The following is a 1,713-nucleotide window of genomic DNA, read 5'->3' on the forward strand; positions in this document are numbered from 1 at the left end:
GGGCAGGATCAATCCCGGGGACGATGCGGCGAAATATCTGCCGGAACTCGCCAATCCGATGGTGTTGGAGGGCTTCGACGGCGACGGCCAGCCGCTCCTGCGTCCGGCCAAGCGGGCCATCAAGGTGCGTCACCTGCTCACTCACACCTCCGGCTATACCTATTCGATCTGGAGCGATGCACTGACCCGCTACGAGAACGTCACCGGCATGCCGGACATCGCCACGTGCAAGAACGGCGCCTTCCTGGCACCGCTCGAATTCGACCCCGGCGAACGCTGGCAATACGGCATCAGCATGGACTGGGTCGGAAAGCTGGTGGAAGCGGTCAGCGACCAGTCTCTGGAAGTCTATTTCCTCGAGAACATCTTCGCCCCGCTCGGCATGACCGATTCAGGCTTCCTGATCGGAAGCAAGCAGAAGGCCAGGGTCGCCACCTTCCATAACCGTCGCGAAGACGGCGGCCTGACGCCCGCTCCCTTCGAAATGCCGCAGCGGCCGGAATTCTTCATGGGCGGCGGCGGCGGCTTCAGTACGCCGCGCGACTACATGGCCTTCCTGCGGATGCTGCTGAACGGAGGCACTCATAAAGGCGTACGGGTGCTGAAGCCGGAAACGGTCGCGTCGATGATGCGCAACCAGATCGGCGACCTCGACGTCCAGGCCATGCGGACCGCCCAGCCTGCCTATTCGCAGAGCTTCGACCAGTTTCCAGGCGAGCCCCACAAGTGGGGTTATTCGTTCGACATCAACACGCTGCCCGGTCCGAACGGTCGGTCGGCAGGCAGCATTTCCTGGGCCGGCCTGCTCAACTGCTATTTCTGGCTCGATCCGGTCAGGAAGGTGACCGGAGCCATCTTCACCCAGCTTCTGCCCTTCTACGACGAAAAGGTCGTGAAGCTCTACGGCACATTCGAGCGCGGCCTCTACGACGGCCTCGCCTGATCAATTCCCACCTCAACACCAGGAGAACATCATGTATGCGATTACAGGAATTACTGGCAAGGTCGGCGGCGCGCTGGCGAAAGCCCTGATTGAAGCCGGAGAACCAGTCCGCGCGGTGCTGCGCGACCCCGCCAAGGCGGATGTCTGGAGAGATTGCGATTGCGAAATTGCTTTCGCCGACATGGGCGATGCGACGCGGCTCGCCGCCGCGTTCAAGGGCGCCAAGGGCGTCTTCATTCTGCCGCCTTCGGAGTTCGATCCCGCGCCCGGCTATCCGGAAGCGGCGAGGCAGAACGAGATCCTGACCACTGCTCTCCTTGCTGCCCGCCCGGAAAGGGTCGTCTGCCTCTCCACTATCGGCGCCGATGCGTTACAGGACAATCTCTTGAGCCAGCGGGCGATGCTGGAAGACGCCCTCGGCAAGCTCGACCTTCCCATCACGTTCCTGCGGCCCGGTTGGTTCATGGAAAATGCGGCTTGGGATGTCGCCCCGGCCCGCGACAAAGGCGTGCTGCACAGCTTCCTCCAACCGGCCGACAGGACCTTCGCCATGGTGGCGACGCAGGATATCGGCCGGCTTGCCGCCGATCTGATTCGCGAGGAGTGGACCGGCAAGCGGGTCCTGGAACTGGAGGGCCCGGCGCGGGTCTCGCCCAATGATCTCGCCGAGGCTTTCGCAACAGTGCTCGGGCATCCGGTGCGGGTGGAGATCGTCCCGCGCGAAAGCTGGGAGGACCTCTTCCGTGCCCAGGGTACGCGTAACCCACTGC

2 protein-coding genes are annotated in these 1,713 nt (G+C 63.3%); both read left to right on the top strand.

The window, feature by feature from the left end; translation table 11 throughout:
• The coding region (locus EN879_RS34805; protein ID WP_164774794.1) for a serine hydrolase domain-containing protein at positions 1–943 on the top strand (943 nt) is incomplete at its 5' end.
• A 31-nt stretch (positions 944–974) separates the two neighbouring features.
• On the top strand, positions 975–1,713 hold a 739-nt coding region (locus EN879_RS34810; RefSeq protein ID WP_127274655.1), incomplete at its 3' end, for an NmrA family NAD(P)-binding protein.

It is taken from the genome of Mesorhizobium sp. M7A.F.Ca.AU.002.02.1.1, assembly GCF_003998535.1.
Taxonomy (GTDB): Bacteria; Pseudomonadota; Alphaproteobacteria; order Rhizobiales; family Rhizobiaceae; genus Mesorhizobium; species Mesorhizobium ciceri.